The following is a 17,198-nucleotide window of genomic DNA, read 5'->3' on the forward strand; positions in this document are numbered from 1 at the left end:
TCGTTCCCGGTGAAATGCCTATTTCTCCCCGGCAAGACGCGATCCGCGATGGATCGCACCGACCCCGAAGGAGAAAACATGTCCCGTCTGCCGATCCCCGATCTCGATTCCGCACCGGAAGCGTCCAAGCCGATCCTCAATGCCGTCCACAAACAACTCGGTACCGTGCCGAACATGTTCCGCCTGGTCGCCTCCAGCCCGGCGGCGCTGGAAGGCTTCGCTGGCAATAATGGCGCTCTGGCGAAGACGCTCGATGTGAAGACCCGCGAACGCATCGCTCTGGCCGTGGCCCAGATTAATGGCTGCGACTACTGCCTGTCGGCCCACACCTATCTCGGCCTGAACCTGGCCAAGCTCACGCCGGAAGAGATCGACCGCAATCGCCGCGGCCAGTCCGGTGATGCCAAGGCCGATATCGCGGTCCGCTTCGCCGCGAAAGTGGTGCGCGAGCGCGGCCAGGTCTCCGATATCGATATCGCCGAGCTGCGCGATGCCGGCTACTCCAACGGCCAGATCGTCGAGATCGTTGCCGTCGCTGCCGAGAACGTCTTCACCAACCTCATCAATATCGTCGCCCAGACGGATATCGATTTCCCCGTCGTCAGCGCTGCGGAAGCGGCCTGATGGCGAGCGGGCGGGCCGGTTTGCCGGCTCGCCCGTTCTTTTGCGGCGGCCAGGACAGGAGCTTCGCCATGAGCTACGGATTTCTCGATATTGCGACCACGCCCAGCGTGCGTGCGATGCAGGCGGAGATGGGCAGTGCCCATGTCTGGGAACGGTTCGAGGGCGATCGCGCCTTCGACCGGTTCGGGCGCAACGAGATGGATTTCATCGCGGCGCGCGACAGTTTCTACATGGCCACCGTGTCCGAGACCGGCTGGCCCTATGTTCAGCATCGCGGCGGCCCGGCGGGCTTTCTCACCGTGCTCGACGAGCGCACGCTGGCCTTCGCCGATTATCGCGGGAACCGGCAATACATCTCCACCGGCAATGCCCGGGCGAATGCCCGCGTCGCGCTCATCCTGATGGATTATGCCAACCAGGCACGCCTCAAGATCTTCGCCACCGTCGAGCTTTTGCCGTCCGGACCGGACAGTGACCTCGCTGGCGAGGTCCTGACCCCGGACTATCGCGCGCGGCCGGAGCGCATCGTGCTGCTGCACCTTGCCGCCTTCGACTGGAATTGCCCGCAGCACATCACGCCGCGCTTCACCGAGGCGGAGATCATCGAGACCATGCGCGGGGTGCGTGAACGCCTGGCAGGTCTCGAGGATGAGAATGCGCGCCTGCGCGCCGAGCTCGCCCTTGCGGGCAATCGGGAGTGTGGACAATGACCCCGATCATTCGCCCGCCGGTCCCGCCCTTCACCACGTTCAAGGCGGCTGCCGAGAAGGTCCGCCTGGCCGAGGATGCCTGGAATTCGCGCGACCCCGAACGCGTCTCGCTGGCCTATACGCCCGACAGTGAGTGGCGCAATCGCGAGATCTTTCTCACCGGCCGCGCAGAGATCGTCGCCTTCCTGACCGGCAAGTGGAAACGCGAGCATGACTACCGCCTGATCAAGGAGATCTGGGCATTCCAGGCCAATCGCATCGCCGTGCGTTTCGCCTATGAATGGCGCGACGATTGCGGCAGCTGGTATCGCGCCTACGGCAATGAAAACTGGGAGTTTGCCCCGGACGGGCTGATGCGGCGCCGTATTGCCAGCATCAATGACGCACCGATCCGCGAGGCCGACCGCAAATTCCATTGGGAGCAGGGCCGCCGCCCGGACGATCATCCCGGACTGAGCGAGCTGGGATTGTGAGCACGCGTGCGGTCTGCCGGCTACGCGATGTCCGGGGCTGGCCGGGGCTGTACGCCACCGCTTTTCCAGCGCGGATCGCGCGAAAACGCCTTGGCCAGGGCGCCCATGACCAGGGCGATACGGCGAATGTCACGCAGATCCGGATGGGTCAGCAGCCAGAGCGTATTGGGCGGTGCGGCTGCAAAGCCGAAGCAGCGCTCCAGTCCCGGAAGCGCCAGATCGTCCGGTAACAGGGCCGCGCCGTGTCCGTGTGCGGCCAGGCTGGCCAGCGTGGTCAGATCGTCGGATCCGATCGTATCCCAGCGGCCCCCGGCTGCCTGTGCGGCCCGATAAGCTGGATGGCCGGCCAGCGTACCCGCCGGGGCCAGGAGGGTTTGCCCGGGTAGCTCCGAAAGGTCTGTGGCCGGCCCGCAGGTCCGGCGCCAGTCCGGCGAGGCATAGACCGACCAGCCGATCGACAGGAGGCGGCGCCCCCACAGATGGTCCGGCGGCGAGTCGGCAACGCGAAGGGCGATGTCGGCGGAGCGGTCGGACAGGTCGAGGACGTGGTTGGAGGTCACGATTTCCACGGCAATGCCCGGGCATTCGCGGCGCAGATCTGTCAGATAGCGTGCCAATTCCCGATCGGCAAAACTGCGCGGAGCGGTGATGCGCACCAGCCCCTCGGCCTCGCCATCGCGTCCGGCGACACGCCGGTCGATCGCCTCGAAGCCGCGGGCGATCTCCCGGGCCAGCGCCTGTAATTCCTGGCCCGCTTCGGTCAGGGCGTAGCGTCCGCGGGCCCTGTCGAACAGCCGCGTGCCCATATCCGCTTCCAGGGCGTTGATATGGCGAAACACGGTCGCATGGCTGACGCCCGCGCGCGGTGCGGCCGCCACCAGGGAGCCCGTTTCACTTACGGCGAGAAAGATGCGCAGCGCGTTCCAGTCCATGATTTCATTTCAATTTTGCAATATCAGCTTCCAAAAGTGTCTATTTTTGTCGGAATAGCAAGGCGCTAAAGACCGGTCATCGCAATCTCACGGGATAATCAGATGATTGGCTACATCACACTGGGCACGGACAATCTTGCGCCGGCTGCCAGATTCTACGACCGGCTTCTGACCGAGTTGAACGCCTCGCGGCTCATGGAGACCGAGGACTTCATTGTCTGGTCCAATGGGGCCGGTGCCGGTTTTTCCCTGCATCGCCCGGCCGACGGACAGCCCTTCTCGGTTGGCAATGGTGTCATGATCGCGCTGCAGGTGGCCGATGCAGACACGGTAAAACGCCTCCACGCCCGCGCTCTGGAGCTGGGCGGCACGGATGAGGGGGCGCCGGGCTTCCGGGCCGAGGGGTTCTACGCGGCCTATTTCCGGGATCTGGACGGCCACAAGCTGAACTTTCACGCGCTGGAAGACGCTGCGTCGACATGACCGCCCTGACACTCATCGGTCACCGGCTCTGCCCTTACGTGCAACGCGTCGACATGGCCTTGCGTGAGACGGGGCTCGACTATCGCCGGGACGATATCGAGCTGGACCGCAAACCCGACTGGCTGGGCAGGGTCTCGCCGGGCGGTACGGTTCCGGTCTTGCAGGTGGGAGAGGATGCCTGGCTCTTCGAATCGGCATCGATCGCGCTCTACATCGACATCGTTTCCGGCGGACAGCTGTCTCCGGTCGAGGCTCTGGACCGGGCCCGGGCGGACGCCTGGATGCGCGTCGGCGACGACTTGCTCCGCATCATTGCGCAGATCATCTATCGCGACCAAACCGAAGCGGTAATGCACGCATCGCTCAAGGCGCTGAGTGACGGGCTGACCCGCGTTTCGGAACATGTTTTGCCGGCGCCCTATCTTGGCGGCGAGCGGTTCGGGCTGCTGGATGCCGTCTATGTGACGATATTCCGCTATCTGCCGGTGTTCGGCCGGCTGGGGATGCCTCCAACGGCTGAGCACTGGGTTCCGCGATGGGCTGGCTGGTGGCAGCGTGTGCAGATGCGGGCCTCGGTCCGTCAATGTGTACCGGAAACATTCGAGGCCGAACTCATCGCGCTGATTGCCGGGCGTTCCAGTCTCGCCGCCAAACGTCTCGCACCTATGGGGGTAGCCCTTGACTAGAGCAGAGCCTCGACTGCGCCGCGCAGTCCTTCCGGGGTCTCCTGGGGGCCGAAACGTTTGACCACATTGCCTTCGCGGCCGACGAGGAATTTGGTGAAATTCCACTTGATGGCTTTCGAACCCATCAGGCCGCGGGCTTCGGATTTGAGGTATTCGTAGAGCGGGTGTGCCTGCGGGCCGTTGACGTCGATCTTGGCGAACATCGGGAAATCGACATCATAGGTCAGCTTGCAGAAATTCGCGATTTCCTCGGCATCGCCCGGCTCCTGCTTGCCGAACTGGTTGCAGGGGAAGCCGAGCACGACCAGCCCCTTGTCGCGCAGGTCCCGGTAGAGGGTTTCCAAGCCTTCATACTGGGGGGTGAAACCGCATTTCGAGGCGGTGTTGACGATCAGCAGCACCTTGCCGCGATAGCCGGTGAGCGAGACTTCCTCACCGGCGATGTCGGTGGCGTTGAAGTCGTAGATCGTGGTCATGCGCAAGCCTCCTCAAGACGGTTCGGAGCCTATTGTTCACGAGTCACACCCTGCCGTCGATGCCGGCCGTGCGCAGGGACCTGCACCGGTGTGCGGTCAAGAACGCCCTTCGTGGCAGCCCGCATCAGGCGCCTGAAGGTCGGACATTCCATATGGGTCGGCGCGCGGCATTCCGCGGCGTGACGAAGTCCGTCACGCATGGCTGCCAGCTGGCCGATTGTCCGGTCAATATCCTCCGCTTTCTCCGTCAGCCGGCCGCGGTCGATCCGCGGTTCGCCGTCGGGTGCGAACATGCCGCCGATCTCGTCCAGCGAGAAGCCGGCCGCGCGGCCCAGAGCAATCAGGGACAGCCGGTCGACGACAGACGGGTCGAACAGGCGCTTCAGGCCGCGCCGGCCGATCGACACGATCAGCCCCTTTTCCTCGTAATAGCGCAGGGTCGAGGCGGGCAGTCCGGTCAGCCGGGCGAGTTCTGCAGTATCCAGGTCTTTCATCGCTTGACCTCAAGTTGACTTGAGGTGGCAGCCTGCGCCTTCCGCCGCTTTCCGGCAAGGCAAAAGGAGACTGATATGAGCGCCAGACAGGCAAATCCGCCCACGGCTAAGGAGATATGGAACGGCATTGCCGGGCAGAACTGGGTGGAGGCCCAGGTGCTGCTGGACGGCATGTTCAAGCGCTTCGAGGATGTCATCGTGACGGGCTGTCTGGAGCAGGGCGCACGCCATGTCCTCGACGTTGGCTGCGGCACCGGTGCAACCACGCTGGCTCTGGCGGAACGTTTGCGCGATGCCGGCAGCTGTACCGGGATCGACATCTCTGAACCGATGGTCGATCTGGCCCGCAAACGTGCAGCGATGTCGGGATCGAAAGCGGATTTCATCTGTGCGGATGCCGAGGATCATCCGCTCGGCGTTGCCCGGTATGACCGGATCGTGTCGCGCTTCGGCGTGATGTTCTTCCGCGATCCGGTGCGCGCCTTCGCCAATCTGCGGCGGGCGAGTGTGGCGGGCGCACAGCTGGCCGTCATCGCCTGGCGCGACCCGGCGGAAAATCCCTTCATGACGGTCGCGGAGGCCGCGGTGCGGCCCTTGTTGCCGGAGCATCTCGCTGCGGCGCTCCAGCCGACCGGGCAATTCGCCTTTTCTGACGAAAACCATGTGCGCGGGATCCTTCGCGACAGCGGCTGGTCCGGCGTTTCCATGGCGCCACTCGATGTCGCCTGTTCTCTGCCTGAGGACACGCTGGAGACATGGCTGACGCGGCTCGGCCCGCTCGGACGGCTCCTGCCTGAACTCGATACGGATCGTCGTGCGGCGGTGATCGAGGCCGCGCGTTCCGCATACGGGCCGTATACCGCCGGAGGTCTGGTTCGCTTTACGGCAGCGTGCTGGGCGATCGGAGGCGAGAATGTCTGATCCCGCTATCGAGTTGTCGATTGCTGCCGTTCTGATCGGGTGCGGGGCAACGGTGGTCATGGATATCTGGGGCGTCGTGAAGGCGCGCTTGTGGGGTGTCGCCTCGCTGGATTATGCGCTGCTGGGCCGCTGGATCGGCCACATGCCGCGGGGGCGGTTTGCGCACCGGTCCATTGCCGCAGCATCACCTGTGAGAGGTGAGCGGGTGTTGGGCTGGGTCGCACACTATGTGACCGGCATCGCCTTTGCCGCGGGGCTTCTGGCGATCCGGGGGCAAAGCTGGATCGAAGCGCCGTCTTTGGCGCCGGCCCTCATTGTCGGGCTGGTGACGGTGCTGTTTCCGTTTCTGGTCATGCAGCCGGCGCTTGGGGCGGGCATCGCGGCCAGCCGTACCCCGGCGCCGGGCCGTGCCCGTTTCCACAGCCTGGCGACCCATGCCGTGTTCGGACTGGGGCTTTATCTGTCTGCAGTCGTCGTGAGCCTGGTGTTGTGAGGAGGCGCCCCGTCAGATCCGGTTTTGAGAAGGTGTACAAGACTGTTCTGGCGGGGCTCAACGCAGCATAGGGTGAGGGTATTCAAGCCATCGTCTCCGAAAGACTGATCATGATCGACAGCCAGGCCGCCCGCATCGACAGTCTCGAGTCTCATATCGCGCACCAGGATCGCACGATCGAGGAGCTCAACGAGGTCGTGCTGGCCCAGCGTGAGGACATTCGCCGGCTTGAACGCCGGCTCGACAAGCTGATGTCCCGTGTCGCGACGCTGGAGGATCAGGCGCCGCTTCCGGACAACGCACCGCCGCCGCACTATTGAACCCGTCCGGGAGGCCGGGCGCTCCGGCTTGACCTCGCCCCTGCCATGCCGTGAGGCTGGCGCAATGCCGAGTCGCCGGAGCCCGCCATGTCCGAACAGCTGAGCCTCCTGGATCCGGTCCGCACGACGGACCGGCTCTTCTTTGCTCTTTTCCCCGATCCGGGCACAGCCGAACAGATTGCAGCGCTGGCGGTGGAACTGCGCGACAGGCATGGCTTCACCGGTCGGCCGCTCTCGCCGGAGCGCTTCCACATCACCCTGACCCATCTGGGCGATTACGCGGGTCTGCCCGCCGATCTGGTTGCCAAGGCGCGGCAGGCCGGGGACCGGGTGGCCGCACCTGCCTTCCGTCCGCATTTCGACCGGGCGGGCAGTTTCTCCGGCCGACCCGGCAACCGGCCCTTCGTGCTGCAGTCGAGCGAGAGCGAAACACCGGTGACGGCGTTCCAGCGAACGCTGGCGCAGGCCATGATGGGCACGGGGCTGGGCCGCAAGGCCGGCCCGTATCTTCCGCATGTCACACTGCTGTACGACGACGCGATGATCGTGCCCCATCCCGTCGGTCCTGTTGCCTGGACTGCGGGCGAGTTCGTGCTGGTGCACAGCCTGCTCGGTCAGACGAAGCATGTCATTCTCGACCGCTGGCCGCTCAAGGCCGGCTGAGGGATCCAATCGGACGCCAGGCTAGTCCGCAGGCGAAGCGAGAGCACTCCTGACCTTCGGCATGATGCGGCGGCTCACCGGCACCTCGCTCCCCTGGGTCAGCAGCAGCCGGCCGACACCGGAGGCGTCGCGCTCGAGTGCGCTGACGAAAGCGGTGTTGACGATGTGCGAGCGGTGAACGCGCAGGAAGGTTTCCGGCAGTTCCGTCTCCAGAGCTCCGAGGGACCCGTTGTAGAGCGCTGTGCGCCCATCATCATGGTGGACTTCGACGTAATCTCCGGCCCCCTTGAGCTGAACGATCCGGTCCGTGGGCACGTAGTCCACGCGTCCCGCGCTGACCAGCTGCAGCTGTGCCGGTGCTGTTCGCTGGCGCGCTTCGGCCAAGGCCGTTTCGAGCTGTCGCGCGCGTCGCTCCTCGGCCTGCCGGCGCTGGCGCTCACCGATGAGGGTCAGTGCCTGGTGGTAGAAGAGAACGGCCAGCATGCCGCCGGCCGCGAGGTAGAAATAGGTGTCGATGAAGTCGGCCGGGAAAAAGATCATGAGCGCTGCGAATGCGCAGAAAAGCGCGAGATAGGCCGGCGCTCCGGGGCGTTTGCGGATGGTCCAGATGACACTGCCGGCGATTCCGGCCGATACAGCGGCCAGAAGGGCGTAGCCGGTCTTGCCATCGAAACCGCTCACAAGGATCACGATCATGACCATGATGGCTGCCAGTCCGGCAAGGCAGAGCATGCGTGCCCTGGCGCCCAGCCGGCTCAGGCGCAGCAAGAGGTAGGCGTTCAGGCACAACCCGAAACCGAAGGCACAGGCGAGGATCGTTACCAGCCGGATCTCGTGCACGGGGTAGGGATAGGGATAGAGCGAGCGTGAGACTTCGGCCAGCAACTGGACTGCGGCGAACAGCGAGGCCGCCGAGAGGATGGCCGAGCCTTCACGGTCTTCGCCGCGCAGGGCCGTGACGCCAAAGAACAGGCAGCCGATCGCGAAGGCGCCGAATGTGATCAGGGATGGCCAGTAGGCCAGGATCATCCTCTGGCCCGGGTTCCGGTAGGGACCGAAGGCGACGCGATGCATCGGCGCTGCAAGCCGGATAAAACCATGCTGGGCAGACAGGCGAAGCACGACCGTGTTCTCACCTTCCTCCACAAGAGCTCGGGGGACATAGATCACATTGTCCATCCGGCCGGGAATTTCCGCGTTGCGCGTGCCGGCGGGGCGGCCATTGGCGCCCAGATATGCGCCATTGATCCAGACTTCGCTGGAGGCCTTGGCAAGCACCTGCAGTCCGAACGGGCCGGGGCCGTCGAGGTTTTCTGGATTCAGGATCAGTCGCGCCTGCACCCAGAGATGCCGGCCTTGCGGATCGACGGACCATAGCGGCATGGTCTGGCAGTCCGCTCCGGAGAAGTCGGGGATCCGGTCCGGATCTTCAACGGGGCAGACCTGCACATTCACCGTGTCGACATGGACGCCGGGCTGCGCCTGTGCGGGAACACACATGATCAGGCAGGCCATGATAGCGGCGAGAAGGACGCAAACGGTTTTCATTCACCCAGTCTAGCGCACCGCCGGGCGAAGGCCGATGCCGTTTGCAGGCCGGTCACGACCGTTCACAGATCGCGGCGTGTGTGGTGGTGCAAGGCGCCCGAGGATGAGGGTGAAACAGCTCCAGAGGTAACCCCATGCCACCCATCCGATCCCTTCTTGTCATTGCCGGTCTTGCCATGGCGCTGCCGGTGATCCCGGCGGCAAGTGCCGAGGACCCGATCACCTTCACGGCCCGGTCCGGCGACAGTGTCGATGCCCTGCGCGGCTCGTTCCAGGTGCCCGAAGACCGGTCGGATCCCGGCAGCCGCATGATCACGCTGTCCTATGTCCGTTTCCCCGCGACCGGCGATGCCGACGGACCGCCGATCGTCTATCTGGCCGGTGGGCCGGGCGGTTCGGGTAGCGGGACGGCAGAAGGGCCGCGCTTCGAACTGTTCATGGCGATGCGCCAGCATGGCGATGTCATCGCCTTCGATCAGCGCGGCACGGGCGACTCGACCCGCCTGCCACGCTGTGTCTCCTCGGTCCAGGTGTCCGAGACCGAGCCGGTGTCTGACGCCGAATATGGCGATGCCTACCGGCAGGCCGTCGAGGAATGCGGTACGTTCTGGCGCGGTGAGGGTGTCGCCATCGAGGGCTATACGACGCGCGAAAGCGTGCACGATATTTCAGACCTGCGTGCGCATCTGGGCGCTGACACCGTCACGCTGTGGGGCATCTCCTATGGCAGCCATCTGGCCCTGGCGGCGCTGAAGGATATCCCGGACGAGATCGACCGCGTGATCATCGCCAGTGCTGAAGGTCTCGACCAGACGGTGAAGATGCCCGCCCATACCGACGCGTATTTCGCACGCCTGCAGGCGGCCGTGGACAGCCAGCCGCACGCCGCGGCCCGCTATCCCGATATTGCCGGCATGATGCGCCGGGTGCATGCGCGCCTGGAGGCCGAGCCGGTCCTGCTGGATATCCCGCAGCAGGATGGTTCGGTGGCGTCCGTTCTTCTGCAGCGGCGTCACATGCAGGAAATGAGTTCCGGCCTGATCTCCGACCCGCAATACGCCGCGATCCTGCTGGCGCTCTATGCGACACTCGATGCCGGCGAAACCGGGCTGGCCATCGGACTTCTGCAACGCTTCCACACGCCGGGCGAGCCGGTCTCGCTGAGTGCCATGCCGACGGCCATGGATCTGGCCTCGGGTGTCGGCAATGCGCGTCTGGAGGAATTCGAACGCCAGGCCGAAACCGGTCTTGTCGGCCCGTATCTGAACCATCCCATGCCGCAGATCCGCGGCGCCTGGAACGGGTTTGATCTGGGTGATGACTTCCGAACGGCACCGGTCGGTGACACGCCGGTCCTGCTGCTTACCGGAACCCTCGACGGGCGGACCTATCCCGAAGGTCAGGCGGCGGCCGTGGTCGGCCTTTCCGATGTAGCCCAGGTCATCGTGCACAATGCCGGGCATAATCTCTTCATGACTTCGGCAGAGGTACACGATGTCATGCACCGCTTTATGCGCGGTGAGCCAGTAGGAACCGAAGAGATCATTGTCGATCTTCCCGACTTCACCGAACTGCCCTTCTAGGCGGGACTGACCCTCGACGAATACCGCCCCGGCCCGGCTTGATTTCCGGGCCGGGCGCGGTCATACCGGCCTTATCGGAACTCGAACCCGGGGCGCGTGATGAACAACCACCTGCAAATCGAAACCCAATGTTTTGCTTTTGCCGGTGTTTGCCATGTCTGCTTCGATCACGCTTTCCAGTCTTTCCCTCGCCACGCCTGATGCCCGTCCGCTCGTCGCGGACCTGACGCTCGCCTTCGGGGCAGAACGCACCGGCCTCGTCGGCCGCAATGGCTGCGGGAAATCGACCCTTCTTCATGTTATCTCCGGCGCGCTCGCACCCGCCGCCGGCGAGATCTCCGTTGCGGGCAAGATCGCCCTGATGGAACAGCATGCCTGTGCCGGTGCCGCCACCATTGCCGAAGCGCTGGGGGTGGAGGAGGCGCGGGCCTGTCTGGCGCGCATTCTCGATGGCACGGCCAGTGACGCCGATCTCAATGATGCCGACTGGACGCTGGAAAGCCGCGTCGAGACGGTGCTGGCGCAGGTGGGCCTGCCGGCCTGGCCGCTCGACCGTCCGGCCGCGGCCGCCAGCGGTGGCCAGCGAACACGTCTTGCAATCGCGCGCATGCTGCTTGCCGAACCGGATATCCTGTTGCTCGACGAGCCGACCAATAATCTCGATGCCGATGGCCGGGCGGCCATCCTGTCGCTGATCGAGGACTGGTCCGGCGGCATCATCGTTGCCAGCCATGACCGCGACCTGCTGGAGCGCATGGACCGGATCGTCGAACTGACCCCCGTGGGGGCGACGGTCGTCGGCGGGGGCTGGAGCGCGTTTGCCGAAGCCCGAGCGGCGCGGCTCGCCCGCGTCGAGGCGGAGGCCGAGCGTGCCGAGGCGAGTGTCCGCCAAGCCCGCGCGGCGGCGCGTCAGCGCTCCGAGCGCAAGGCGCGCTCGGACCGGGCCGGGCGGCAGGAACGGGCCGCGGGCAGCCAGCCCAAAATCCTTCTGGATGCGCGCAAGAACCGTGCCGAGGGCAGCGACAGCCGCGTCGCCCGCACGTCGGCGCGGCAGCTGGAAACGGCCGGGGCCGAATACGACGCGGCGCGCGAGAAAGTCGAGATCGTCACGCCGCTCAGTATCGATCTGCCCGCCAGCGGTCTGGCTGCGAACCAGTTGGTGCTGAGTGTCCGGGACCTGGTCTTCTCGCGCGACGGCAAGCGGATTGTCGATCCGCTCTCGTTCGAGATCAGAGGTCCGGAGCGGATCGCGCTGGCCGGCCCCAACGGGTCGGGCAAGAGCACGGTTTTCGATCTGTTGACCGGACGGCTGCAACCGGACAGCGGGACCGTGTCGGGCCGGCATGAGCGCTTTGCGCTGCTCGACCAGGCCGTGACCTTTCTGGAACCGGCACTGTCGGTTGCGGCGAATGCCCGCCGGCTCAATCCGCAGCTTTCCGAGAACACGGTTCGCTCAGCGCTCGCGCGCTATGCCTTCCGGGCTGAAGCCGCAGAGAAGCCCGTTTCCGTCCTGTCCGGCGGCGAGCGGATGCGGGCGGGACTGGCCTGTCTTGCCTGCGCAGCCAAGGCACCTCAATTACTGATCCTGGACGAGCCCACCAATCATATCGACCTGGAAGCGGTGGAGCTGCTGGAACAGGCGCTGGCGGGGTATGACGGCGCCATCCTGGTTGCCAGCCATGATGCACGCTTTCTCGACGCAATCGGTGTCACGCGGACTTTAGCCCTGCCAGCTCCCAGCAAGCCTTGACCCGGGTTCCGGTTTGCTGAGATCTGGCTTGGGACGGGAGCCGCAGTCCGGATAGTCTTCAACGGGCAGTGAGGAGAGGGACAATGCAAGCATACCTCGCAGGAGCGGTGACGGGGCTCTCCATGTTGATGGCCGCCGGGGCGGCGCAAGCCCAGCCCGCGGTGTACCGCGTGGTCAATGTCGACAGTCACGACGTGCTCAATGTCCGCCGCACGCCCAGTCCGACGAGTGCACTGATTGGCGCCCTGCCGCCCGGGGCTAGCCGGGTCGAGGTACTGGAGACGCGCCACGGCTGGGGCCGGGTCTTGCTGCGGGGAGCGGAAGGCTGGGTGAGCCTCGCCTATCTGGCGGAAGACGCGCGGCCGGACATTCCCGGACAGTCTGCGCCGGGCGGGTTTACCTGTGCCGGCACCGAGCCCTTCTGGGGGATCGAGATCGATCCGGACGGCCAGGGGCGTTTCAATGACGCGATGTCGCTGGGTGAGGAACGTGATTTCGAGGTGCGTGATGCGCGTACGGCGCATGGCCGCACGCATCCCTTCGTCTACCGGTTCGAGGGGGAGGTGACCGGATTTGCACTCGTATCGCCGCAGACCTGTTCCGACGGCATGAGCGATCTCGGCTATGGTTGGCATGTCAGTGCGGATATTGAAGACAGCGAGGGACGGCGCCTGCTGGACGGGTGCTGCCGGACACCGGTTGCAGAATAATTTTTCGATACTGCATCCGGACAGGGGCGCGGCGGCAACCTGGTATCGAAAGGCACCGCGGGGTGCCGCCGCAAAGGGATGAATGCAATGGTCGAGATCTTCTACAGCTATTGGTGGCTGCTGTTTCCGCTGGGATTTTTCCTGGCGGCCGGCTGGGGCAGTTTCATGCGTTACAAGCGCACCCAGGCCAAGATCGACCTGATCAAGAGCTTTACGGCCGCAGGCAAGGAACCGCCGGCCGAATTGCTTGCTTCGCTCGATAACGACAACACGCATCGCCACGAGTATCACACCTCCGGCGAGGAGGGCGGTGGAAGCCCCGGAGGCGGTCACGTCTTCCTGGTCGTGTTGTTCACCGGGCTGGCTGGCGTCTTTGCCTATACCGGCTATGCCGGTCTGCTGGGCGGTGCCACCCGTGAAATGTACTTCATTTCCATGGTTCTGGGCGTTTTGGCGGTGGCATTCCTTTTCAGCGGCCTGTTTTCGCGCCGCCGCAGGAATGATTGATCATGCAGACCCCCGACGACGCTGCGCTGGTCGCGGCGGCGCGGTCGGGATCGGATCAGGCCTTCGCCCGTATCGTGGACCGGTATCAGTCACCGGTCCGCGGTTTCTTGCGGCGGGTGAGTGGCAATGACGCCGATGCCGACGAGATCGGTCAGGACGTCTTCGTCGATGCCTGGACGCATCTGCGCCGTCTGCGCGACGGGGCCAAGCTGAAACCCTGGCTGTTCGCCATCGCCTGGCGCAAGGCCAAGACGCGGGCCCGGTCGATGGCCCGCACGCGCACCCGCGAGACAGCCTGGCAGGCCCTGCGAGCGGCCAGTGACGACCCGCAGCACGAGCTGGCCATGGCGATGCAGCAGGCGCTGGCACAATTGCCGGCTGAACAGCGCGCCGCGGTTGCGCTTTGCCTCGCCGGCGGCTGGTCGCACAGTGAGGCGGCAAATATCTTGGACTTGCCGCTGGGTACGGTAAAATCCCATGTCAGCCGGGGGCGTGCCCGTCTGATGGCTATTCTGGGAGTGGATGATGCGTGAACACGATCCGCTGCAGGACTTCTTCCGCGCTGGCGATGTGCCGGCGCGTGATCCCGGTTTCCGGTTCGCCGTGATGGCTGGTGTCGCCCGCCGCCGCTTCCGGCGGGAACTGGCCGAACGGCTGGGGCAGGGGCTGGTGGTGTGCCTGCTCGTGCTGATCATGGCCCCCATTGCCGCAGACGTCCTGGAAATCCTGTTCCGGGGCGGAGAGGCCCGTTTCGCCCTTGTGACGCTGCCCCTGGTTCTGGGCGTGGCCCTGATCGGCCATTTCTGGCTGAACGGCCGGCTGCATGTGCGCCTGCCGATTCTGCGCTAGCCAGGCTCCTGATTCCGGCGTCGGCTAATTGCCCCCGCGACGCGGGCGTGAATCGCCTATACTCGGTTCCGGACAGTGGGGAGGTGCGCATGCTGGTCCTGATCACCGGTCTTGTTCTGTTTCTGGGCGTTCATTCGCTGCGCGTGGTGCCGGGCGCGCGGCCGGCCTTGCAGTCAGCGCTGGGCGAAACACCCTACAAGCTGGCCTATACCGCGATCTCGCTCGTGGGTTTCGGCCTTGTCATCTACGGCATGATGCTCGCCCAGCCCGTGGCCGGAACCGTCTGGGCACCGCCGGTCTGGACGCGTCATCTGGCCTTCGCGCTGGTGCCGCTGGGGCTGACCCTCATCGTCTCCGCCTATGCGCCGGGACATATCCGCCATTGGGTACGCCATCCCATGCTGGCCGGGGTCATGCTGTGGGCAGGCGCGCATTTTCTCGCCAATGGCGAGCGGGCTGCGCTGGTCCTGTTCGGCAGTTTCTTTGTCTGGTCGCTGGTGACCTTCGTCTCGTCCTGGCTGCGCGAGACCCCGCCGCCGGTCGTTAAGGGGTGGGGCGGCGATCTGACGGCGGTCGTACTGGGCGTACTTGCAGCCCTTATCATCATGAATCTTCACATGTATCTGTTCGGCGTGGCCATCATCGGATAGTCCGCCTGCATCCAATTCCGCACAATGGTGCATCAAGGTGTCAAACGGGCAGCATTGTGCGGACCCGCCCAGACACGGGAGTTACGAAAATGGACCTGACAGTCATGCTGGTGTCGATGTCGCCCTTCATCATGGTGGTGGCAATCGTCTGGATCGCAATGAGCACGGTGTCGCGCAATCGCCGGGCAACGCTGCGCGTTGTCGAGGAGGCGATCCGCAACGGGCAGACCATGACGCCGGAGACGATCCGCGCACTGGGCATGCCGCGCAAGGACTCCAACGGGGATCTGAAGAGCGGCTCCATCCTGGTCGCGATTGCAGCGGCACTGATCGTGCTGGGCTTTGCCATTGCCGGCATGGAGGGTGATGAGGAAGCCATGTATATAATGCCGGCCGTCGCAGCCTTTCCGGGCCTGATCGGTCTGGTGCTGATCGGCTTTGGCCTGTTCGGCAAAAAAGACCAGGCCTGAGGAGGACGCCGCCGATGAAGGCGCCGGACGAAGAACTTGTAGCCCTCGTGGTCGCCACCAAGAATGCGGCGGCCTTCGGGGAGCTGGTCCGGCGCCACCAGGGGCTGGTCAGGGCGATGCTGCAGCGCATGTGCCGCAATCATGCCCTGGCTGACGATCTCGCGCAGGACGCCTTCATCCGCGCCTATGAGAAGATCGGCACCTTCACCGGCAAGGGCGCATTCAAGTCCTGGCTTTGCTCGATCGCCTACACCGAATTCCTGATGGCCGCGCGCAAGCGGCGCTCCACGGAGCGGGCGATGGAAAAGTTCAAGACAGGGCTGGAAGACAGCGAAGCGCCACGGGACATGGGCAATGTGGTTGATCTCGACCGGGCGCTTGCCACATTGAAGGAGGAGGAACGCATCGCGGTGGTGATGTGCTACTCTTGCGGACTGTCGCATTCCGAAGCCGCCGAGGCGACCGGAATGCCGCTGGGGACGGTGAAATCGCATGTGAACCGGGGGCGGGCCAAACTGCAGGCCTACTTCCAGGAAGCTGAGGAAATGGCGTCATGACGATGGATGATGCATTCGATGCAAGGCTGAAGGCGGCCTTCGCCGACGCCGCAGCTCCGCTGGAGCGCGACAGCGAGAGCGAAGCCTTCTCCAGATCGGTGGTGGAGCGCCTGTCGCGTCCGGACCGCAAACGGGTCCTGATTCTGGGCGGTGCCGGTTCCACCGGGTCGGCCATTGCCGGAACCCAGCTCGAAAGCGTGCTCGGCAACATGCATGTGCCGACCGAAGGATTGCTGGCCAATGCCGGCTTCCTGATGTCGCCGGAAGTGCTTGCGGCCGCCGCCATGGCTGTAACCGTCGGTCTTGTGGCTGCGGTTCTGCCGCGCCGGATTGCCGGCTGATACTGCATGGGCGAGGGCGGGCTTTTGCACCGCAACATTGTGAGCTAGTCTCTCCGGCCAGCCCCGGAGAGACAGCCATGTCCGCCCAGACCCAGACCCGCCGCATCACAGCTCCTGAAATCCGGGCCCGCAAGGGCGGTGAGCCGATCGTCTGCCTGACGGCCTATGACGCGCCGATGGCGCGGCTGCTCGACCCGCACTGCGATCTCCTGCTGGTCGGTGACAGCGTCGGCATGGTGGTGCACGGGCTCGATTCGACCATCGGGGTTACGCTCGACATGATGATCCTGCACGGCCAGGCCGTGATGCGCGGCGCCAAACGCGCTCTGGTCACCGTCGACATGCCGTTCGGCAGCTACGAGAAATCCCCCCAGCAAGCGTTCGAGAATGCCGCCCGCATCCTGTCCGAGACCGGTTGCCAGGCGATCAAGATCGAGAGCGGCACCTATGCGGCCGAGACGATTGATTTCATGGCCCAGCGCTCGATCCCGGTGATGGGCCATATCGGGCTGAGGCCCCAGGCGGCGCTGGCCGATGGCGGTTTCAAGGCCAAGGGGCGTACCCGTGCCGAACGCCAGAAAGTGATCGACGAAGCCATGGCAACCGCCGATGCGGGGGCCTTCGCCATCGTTGTGGAAGGTGTGGCCGAGGATCTGGCGCTCGAGATTACCCAGAAAGTGCCGGTTCCCACGATCGGCATCGGTGCCTCGGCAGCCTGTGACGGCCAGGTTCTGGTCACCCAGGACATGCTGGGCGTGTTCGAATGGACGCCGAAATTCGTCAAGCGCTATGATAACCAGGCCGAACGCACCACCGCTGCGGTGCAGCGTTATGCCGAGGAGGTGCGCGATCGCAGCTTCCCGGCCACGGCACAGGTCTACACCATGAAGCGTCAGGACGGTTGAGCTCTGTTGCCGCCCGGCGCGGGTAAGGCTAGGGTCCCGCGCAAACCTTTGGG

At 64.9% G+C, this 17,198-nt stretch carries 24 protein-coding genes; 20 read left to right on the forward strand and 4 right to left on the reverse strand.

Annotated elements, in window-relative coordinates; all coding sequences use genetic code 11:
* Positions 1-78 precede the first annotated feature (78 nt).
* The 3 genes from ACXAJV_RS09635 (at position 79) to ACXAJV_RS09645 (ending at position 1,807) form a co-directional block, all read left to right on the forward strand.
* Positions 79-624 carry a carboxymuconolactone decarboxylase family protein gene (locus ACXAJV_RS09635; protein WP_475084688.1) on the forward strand — a complete coding sequence of 182 codons (546 nt, stop codon included), beginning with the start codon at positions 79-81 and terminating at the stop codon, positions 622-624.
* Positions 625-692: 68 nt separating this feature from the next.
* Entirely contained in the window at positions 693-1,334 is a 642-nt protein-coding gene (locus ACXAJV_RS09640) for a pyridoxamine 5'-phosphate oxidase family protein (RefSeq protein WP_475084690.1), read from the forward strand.
* On the forward strand, positions 1,331-1,807 hold the full coding sequence (locus tag ACXAJV_RS09645; RefSeq protein WP_475084692.1) for a nuclear transport factor 2 family protein: 477 nt from the start codon (positions 1,331-1,333) through the stop codon (positions 1,805-1,807). Before ACXAJV_RS09640 ends, ACXAJV_RS09645 begins: the two co-directional genes overlap by 4 nt.
* A gap of 20 nt (positions 1,808-1,827) precedes the next feature.
* On the opposite strand, the gene ACXAJV_RS09650 is transcribed toward ACXAJV_RS09645, so the two are convergent.
* Entirely contained in the window at positions 1,828-2,739 is a 912-nt protein-coding gene (locus tag ACXAJV_RS09650) for a LysR family transcriptional regulator (RefSeq protein ID WP_475084694.1), read from the reverse strand.
* Positions 2,740-2,841: 102 nt separating this feature from the next.
* Here ACXAJV_RS09650 and ACXAJV_RS09655 point away from each other — a divergent pair, with 102 nt between their 5' ends.
* Positions 2,842-3,222 (forward strand): VOC family protein, encoded by a 381-nt coding sequence (locus ACXAJV_RS09655; protein WP_475084695.1) that lies wholly within the window; start codon positions 2,842-2,844, stop codon positions 3,220-3,222.
* A complete protein-coding gene (locus tag ACXAJV_RS09660) occupies positions 3,219-3,908 on the forward strand; it encodes a glutathione S-transferase family protein (RefSeq protein ID WP_475084696.1) in 690 nt (229 codons plus the stop codon). The genes ACXAJV_RS09655 and ACXAJV_RS09660 overlap by 4 nt, the downstream gene beginning before the upstream one ends.
* On the opposite strand, the gene ACXAJV_RS09665 is transcribed toward ACXAJV_RS09660, so the two are convergent.
* Both ACXAJV_RS09665 and ACXAJV_RS09670 read right to left on the reverse strand, forming a co-directional pair.
* Positions 3,905-4,384: a glutathione peroxidase gene (locus ACXAJV_RS09665; protein ID WP_475084698.1), complete on the reverse strand. Its 480-nt coding sequence runs from the start codon at positions 4,382-4,384 to the stop codon at positions 3,905-3,907. The two genes, ACXAJV_RS09660 and ACXAJV_RS09665, sit on opposite strands and share 4 nt — an antisense overlap.
* A gap of 29 nt (positions 4,385-4,413) precedes the next feature.
* The gene (locus ACXAJV_RS09670) at positions 4,414-4,878 is read right to left on the reverse strand and encodes a helix-turn-helix domain-containing protein (RefSeq protein ID WP_475084701.1); all 465 of its coding nucleotides are present in this window, start codon (positions 4,876-4,878) and stop codon (positions 4,414-4,416) included.
* Positions 4,879-4,953: 75 nt separating this feature from the next.
* Here ACXAJV_RS09670 and ACXAJV_RS09675 point away from each other — a divergent pair, with 75 nt between their 5' ends.
* The 4 genes from ACXAJV_RS09675 to ACXAJV_RS09690 all read left to right on the forward strand — a co-directional run bounded on the left by ACXAJV_RS09675 (position 4,954) and on the right by ACXAJV_RS09690 (position 7,275).
* A complete protein-coding gene (locus ACXAJV_RS09675) occupies positions 4,954-5,799 on the forward strand; it encodes a class I SAM-dependent methyltransferase (RefSeq protein ID WP_475084703.1) in 846 nt (281 codons plus the stop codon).
* Entirely contained in the window at positions 5,792-6,292 is a 501-nt protein-coding gene (locus ACXAJV_RS09680; RefSeq protein ID WP_475084706.1) for a DUF2938 domain-containing protein, read from the forward strand. The genes ACXAJV_RS09675 and ACXAJV_RS09680 overlap by 8 nt, the downstream gene beginning before the upstream one ends.
* Positions 6,293-6,402: 110 nt before the next feature.
* Entirely contained in the window at positions 6,403-6,612 is a 210-nt protein-coding gene (locus tag ACXAJV_RS09685) for a SlyX family protein (protein WP_348508596.1), read from the forward strand.
* 87 nt (positions 6,613-6,699) lie between these two features.
* Positions 6,700-7,275: a 2'-5' RNA ligase family protein gene (locus ACXAJV_RS09690; RefSeq protein WP_475084710.1), complete on the forward strand. Its 576-nt coding sequence runs from the start codon at positions 6,700-6,702 to the stop codon at positions 7,273-7,275.
* Between the two features lie 21 nt (positions 7,276-7,296).
* On the opposite strand, the gene ACXAJV_RS09695 is transcribed toward ACXAJV_RS09690, so the two are convergent.
* Complete coding sequence (locus ACXAJV_RS09695) at positions 7,297-8,823, reverse strand: LytTR family DNA-binding domain-containing protein (protein WP_475084713.1); 1,527 nt, start codon at positions 8,821-8,823, stop codon at positions 7,297-7,299.
* 134 nt (positions 8,824-8,957) lie between these two features.
* Here ACXAJV_RS09695 and ACXAJV_RS09700 point away from each other — a divergent pair, with 134 nt between their 5' ends.
* The 11 genes from ACXAJV_RS09700 (at position 8,958) to panB (ending at position 17,145) form a co-directional block, all read left to right on the forward strand.
* Entirely contained in the window at positions 8,958-10,406 is a 1,449-nt protein-coding gene (locus tag ACXAJV_RS09700) for an alpha/beta fold hydrolase (protein ID WP_475084716.1), read from the forward strand.
* Positions 10,407-10,560: 154 nt separating this feature from the next.
* Positions 10,561-12,156 (forward strand): ABC-F family ATP-binding cassette domain-containing protein, encoded by a 1,596-nt coding sequence (locus tag ACXAJV_RS09705; protein WP_475084719.1) that lies wholly within the window; start codon positions 10,561-10,563, stop codon positions 12,154-12,156.
* A gap of 83 nt (positions 12,157-12,239) precedes the next feature.
* A complete protein-coding gene (locus ACXAJV_RS09710; RefSeq protein ID WP_475084721.1) occupies positions 12,240-12,866 on the forward strand; it encodes an SH3 domain-containing protein in 627 nt (208 codons plus the stop codon).
* Positions 12,867-12,953: 87 nt separating this feature from the next.
* Positions 12,954-13,373: a hypothetical protein gene (locus tag ACXAJV_RS09715; protein WP_475084723.1), complete on the forward strand. Its 420-nt coding sequence runs from the start codon at positions 12,954-12,956 to the stop codon at positions 13,371-13,373.
* 2 nt (positions 13,374-13,375) lie between these two features.
* On the forward strand, positions 13,376-13,906 hold the full coding sequence (locus tag ACXAJV_RS09720; protein ID WP_475084726.1) for an RNA polymerase sigma factor: 531 nt from the start codon (positions 13,376-13,378) through the stop codon (positions 13,904-13,906).
* On the forward strand, positions 13,899-14,222 hold the full coding sequence (locus ACXAJV_RS09725; protein WP_475084729.1) for a hypothetical protein: 324 nt from the start codon (positions 13,899-13,901) through the stop codon (positions 14,220-14,222). Before ACXAJV_RS09720 ends, ACXAJV_RS09725 begins: the two co-directional genes overlap by 8 nt.
* 89 nt (positions 14,223-14,311) lie before the next feature.
* On the forward strand, positions 14,312-14,872 hold the full coding sequence (locus ACXAJV_RS09730) for an NnrU family protein (RefSeq protein WP_475084732.1): 561 nt from the start codon (positions 14,312-14,314) through the stop codon (positions 14,870-14,872).
* A gap of 89 nt (positions 14,873-14,961) precedes the next feature.
* A complete protein-coding gene (locus ACXAJV_RS09735; RefSeq protein ID WP_475084735.1) occupies positions 14,962-15,342 on the forward strand; it encodes a DUF6249 domain-containing protein in 381 nt (126 codons plus the stop codon).
* A 14-nt stretch (positions 15,343-15,356) separates the two neighbouring features.
* Complete coding sequence (locus tag ACXAJV_RS09740) at positions 15,357-15,899, forward strand: RNA polymerase sigma factor (protein ID WP_475084738.1); 543 nt, start codon at positions 15,357-15,359, stop codon at positions 15,897-15,899.
* Positions 15,896-16,240 (forward strand): hypothetical protein, encoded by a 345-nt coding sequence (locus ACXAJV_RS09745; protein WP_475084740.1) that lies wholly within the window; start codon positions 15,896-15,898, stop codon positions 16,238-16,240. Before ACXAJV_RS09740 ends, ACXAJV_RS09745 begins: the two co-directional genes overlap by 4 nt.
* Positions 16,241-16,317: 77 nt before the next feature.
* Positions 16,318-17,145, forward strand: coding sequence for a 3-methyl-2-oxobutanoate hydroxymethyltransferase (gene panB, locus ACXAJV_RS09750; RefSeq protein WP_475084742.1), 828 nt, complete (start codon positions 16,318-16,320; stop codon positions 17,143-17,145).
* Positions 17,146-17,198 lie beyond the last annotated feature (53 nt).

The sequence above is a fragment of the Maricaulis sp. ABE4_448 genome (genome assembly GCF_056160825.1).